The organism is Streptomyces corynorhini, from assembly GCF_003346515.1.
Taxonomy (GTDB): Bacteria; Actinomycetota; Actinomycetes; order Streptomycetales; family Streptomycetaceae; genus Streptomyces; species Streptomyces corynorhini.
Map to the genome: position 1 here is coordinate 1 of NZ_QQNA01000058.1, position 4,087 is coordinate 4,087.

Annotated in this window: 3 protein-coding genes; all 3 read right to left on the minus strand. The window is 74.6% G+C overall.

Annotation, left to right across the window (positions count from 1 at the left end):
- A partial coding sequence (locus tag DVH02_RS35980) for a N,N-dimethylformamidase beta subunit family domain-containing protein (RefSeq protein ID WP_325051343.1) occupies positions 1–1,717 on the minus strand: 1,717 nt, incomplete at its 3' end.
- Between the two features lie 145 nt (positions 1,718–1,862).
- Positions 1,863–2,372, minus strand: coding sequence for a type III secretion system chaperone family protein (locus tag DVH02_RS09210; RefSeq protein WP_114623264.1), 510 nt, complete (start codon positions 2,370–2,372; stop codon positions 1,863–1,865).
- A gap of 119 nt (positions 2,373–2,491) precedes the next feature.
- Positions 2,492–3,832 (minus strand): D-inositol-3-phosphate glycosyltransferase, encoded by a 1,341-nt coding sequence (gene mshA, locus DVH02_RS09215; protein WP_114623265.1) that lies wholly within the window; start codon positions 3,830–3,832, stop codon positions 2,492–2,494.
- Between the last annotated feature and the right edge of the window lie 255 nt (positions 3,833–4,087).

A 4,087-nucleotide genomic window follows, 5' to 3' on the forward strand; every position in this document is an offset into this window, starting at 1 on the left:
ACGTTCTTCCTGGGCCCGTACGTTCTTCCTGGGCCCGTACGTTCTCCCTGGGCCTGCACGTCACCGCGCGGCCCGCCGCCCGTACACCTGCGCCACGTTGTCCCTCGGGGCCGGTCTGTGGTGCGCCGCCGGGCCCGCCGCGAAGGCGCGCAGGACGTTCTCGGTGTGCGGGTGACGAAGGCACCGGTACGGGCGTCCAGACCGTGGTTGCGGCCGTTCTCCCGCGTGCCCGCCATGAGCGCCTCCACCCAGCGCATCGTCCCGCACGAGAAGACCCCCGCGCCGCTCGGTGTCGTGTAGTACGCGGAGTCCGCGTGGCTCCTGCCGCCGCCGCACACCAGCGGCGACGGCGTCGGCGCGTCCGGGGTGACCCGGTCGTACTCCACCCCGACCGATGGGCGAAGGACGCGCCCCGCCGCGCCCCCGTACCCGCGAAGACCCAGTGGTCGGGGCGGTGCACGACGTAGGGGGCGTCCACCGGGAAGCCCTCGTAGAGCACGCCGGTCAGGGACGACTCCGGGTCGGCGGCGGGCGGTTGGCGGAAGTCCGTGGTCGCCATGGAGCTGTGCCCGCCGAGGTACGGGTCGAGCGCGTAGTCCGTCTTGTAGCAGACCACCGTACGGACCGTTCCGCCGCCGTCTTCCAGCCTGACCCGGCGGAAGCAGGTGTTGGCGCCGAGGAACGCCAGGTTGGTCCCGGCGTCGCGCGCCTCGGTGAAGTGCCGCCGCTGCTCCGGGGTCCCGTACTCGTCGTGGCCGAGCGAGACCGCTGCCGCCGCGCCGCGCAGCACCGCCGGGGCGCGGTGGACGTCGATGCCCGTGGTGTACGCGAGCGGGATGCCGAGCCGTTCGGCGAGGCCACCGCCGCCCGTTCGTGGACGAGGAACTTCTCGGCGCCGTTCTTGTCGTACGGCCGGTCGAAGCCGACGGCCGGCGAGCGGGTCGCGTACGCGCCGCCCCGGCCCTCGTAGAGGCTGCGCCCGCCCCACAAGGTTGTACGCCTGCCAGGTCGCGGGCGCGTGGGTCAGTACGGTCCGGCCCGCGCCGCTCGCGGAGCGGACGATCAGCGGGACGTAGCGCTGGTGCCCGTTCTCCGCGTCCAGCCGGAGCAGGTAGGCGCCTTCGGGCCAGCCCCCGGTGTCCACCGCCAGGGTGCGCCGCCAGCCCGCCCGTACCGTACGGGTGGCCCGGTCCAGGCGCGCGGGCCGCGCTGGGCCAGGCCAGGCACCCGGCCCGAGCGCCACACCAGCCGGGCCTGCGCGCCGCCGTACCAGCCGACGCGGTAGGCCGAGACGCGGAAGCCGGGCGCGGTGGTCGACACGTACAGCCCGAACTCCTCCCCCGGCAGGACGCTGACCCGGTCGGTGTAGCCGAGGACCGCGTCGGGCGGGCCCTTCGAGCGGATGCGCCAGTCGGGGCTGCCGGGCCGGGCCCGCTCCTCGGCGGCGGCGGACGCGTCGGCGGAGGCGGACGCGTCGGCGGAGGCGGACGCGTCGGCGGACGCGTCGGACGTGCCGGGCCGTCGGTCGGGGCCGGGCGCCCGTACGGTCGGCGTCGGGGTCGGGGTGCGCGGCGGCCGGGTCCCGGCCCGCCGTGTCGCAGCCGACCGCCGTACCCACCGCGAGACCGGCGGCCCCGGCGGCGGCCACGGAGAGGCGCCGGTCGAGACCGCCGGTCTCGCTCCGGGCGCCCTGGCCGCCGCGGTCCGCGCTGCTCATGCCCGCATCCTCGCCGGGGGCGGGTGCGCGCGCATGTCGTGCGCGGCGGCTGCCGCCGCGGCTCCGCTGATGGCTCGGCTGCGGCTCCGCCGATGGCTCGGCTACGGAGTGCCTACAGCTCGGCTACGGCTCGGCTACCGCCGTGTCAGCTCTGCGCCGGGCGCGTCAGGTGCGCGAACGCGTCCAGGTTCCGGGTGGACTCGCCGCGCGCCACCCGCCACGCGTACTCCTTGCGGATCGCGCTCGCGAACCCCAGCTCCAGCAGCGTGTTGAAGGAGCCGTCGGCCGCTTCGAGCACCGAGCCGAGCAGCCGGTCGATCTCGTCCTCCGTGACCGCCGCCAGCGGGAACTTGCCGGTGAGGTAGATGTCGCCGAGCCGGTCGACCGCGTAACCCACCCCGTACAGCTTGAGATTGCGCTCCAGCAGCCAGCGGTGGACGCCCTCGGCGTTCTCGTCGGGGTGGCGGATGACGAAGGCGTTGAGGGAGAGCGCGTGCCGGCCGACGCGCAGGGAGCAGGTGGTGGCGAGCTTGCGGATGCCGGGGAGGGTGACCACGTAGGCGCCGGGCTCGGGGCTCTCCCACGCCAGCTCGGCGCCCTTCAGCGTCTCCTCGATGATCCGCGCGGCCCGCTGTACGACGTCGACGTCAGCCATGGTGCGAGCGTACGGCAGAGCCGCGAGGCGGGCGGCGGGCGGTGCGCTGTCGGCGGTGCGCTCGCGGCGATGCGCGGCGCCCTATCGGTGGTGTGCGATGGGCTGCCGGTGGTGCGCGCTCAGCGCGCCGCTCGGCCGCGCCGCCGGTGGTCGTGCAGCGCCGCCTGGTACACGTCCGCCGTGGTCGCCGCCGCCGTGTCCCAGCCGAAGCCGTGCGCGTGGCGCGAGGCCGCCGCGCCCATCCGGTCGACCAGCTCCGGGTGGTCGAGGAAGCGGCGCAACGCCCGCGCGTACGAGGCCGGTTCGTGGCCGGGTACGAGAAAGCCCGTCACCTCGTCCCTTACCGCCACCGGCAGCCCGCCGACCGCCGCCGCGACCACCGGGGTGCCCGCCGCCTGGGCCTCGATGGCGACCAGCCCGAACGACTCGCTGTACGACGGCATCACCAGCACGGAGGCCGCCCGGAACCAGTCCGCCAGCCGGTCCTGGCCGACCGGCGGCCGGAACCGTACGACATCCGCGATGCCCAGCCGCGCCGCCAGCTTCTGCAGCACCTCGGGCTTGGCCAGCCCGCTGCCGCTGGGCCCGCCGACGATCGGCACGACCAGCTTCGTACGCAGCGAGGGGTCCTCGTCGAGGAGTACGGCCACGGCGCGCAGCAGCACGTCCGGCGCCTTCAGCGGCTGGATCCGGCCCGCGAAGAGGGGGACGAAGGCGTCCTGCGGCAGCCCCAGCCGGGCGCGGGCGGCGGCGCGGCCGTCGCCGGGGCGGAAACACTCCAGGTTCACCCCGGGGTGGACGACGGCGGGCTTCGCGGGGTCGGCGTCGTAGAAGCGGACGAGTTCGTCGGCCTCCTCCGCCGTATTGGCGATCAGCCGGTCGGCGGCGCGCACGATCTGGGTCTCACCAATGACCCGGGCGGCGGGCTCGGGCTTGTCGCCCGCGGCCAGCGCGGCGTTCTTGACCTTGGCCATGGTGTGCATGGCGTGCACGAGCGGGACGCCCCACCGCTCGGAGGCGAGCCAGCCGACATGGCCGGAGAGCCAGTAGTGGGAGTGGACCAGGTCGTAGTAGCCGGGCCGCTGGCCGGCCCACGCCTGCATCACCCCGTGGGTGAAGGCGCACAGCTGCGCGGGGAGTTCTTCCTTGTCCAGGCCCTCGTACGGCCCGGCGTCGACATGCCGTACGAGCACTCCGGGGGCCAGTTCCACGGCGGGGGCCAGTCCGCCCGTGGTGGCCCGGGTGAAGATCTCCACCTCGATGTCGATGGCGGCGAGACGCTTCGCCAGCTCGACGATATAGACGTTCATCCCGCCCGCGTCGCCCGTCCCCGGCTGGTGCAGCGGGGAGGTGTGGACGCTGAGCATCGCGATCCTGCGGGGCCTGCGGGACTGGCCTGGCCGCCGCAGCCGGGGCGGCCCCACGAACGTGCCGGCGATGCGGGACACGTACTGGCTCACGTCCGCTGTCCTCTCGCTCGGGATCCAGGAGCACGTCGACTGAGTCGACTGATCCGGGAGCACGTCGACAGGAGGGTGGTGGCACCCTCTCCGAAGGGCGTGAACAGCGGAGCGCACCCCTTCATTTCCGCTTTACCGAAACGTTACTCTTGGTGGCTCAACCATCACCTCCGGCAGCGGGTACGGGCCCCCGCCGCCCGGTCGTTAGGCTCGCTTCCATGGTGTCCCCGTCCCGCTCGCCCCGCTCGGCGGCCC

What these genes read in the sequence shown, in the direction of transcription:
- DVH02_RS09210 (WP_114623264.1), bottom strand. Translation starts at nt 2,372, where the DNA reads ATGGCTGACGTCGACGTCGTACAGCGGGCCGCGCGGATCATCGAGGAG.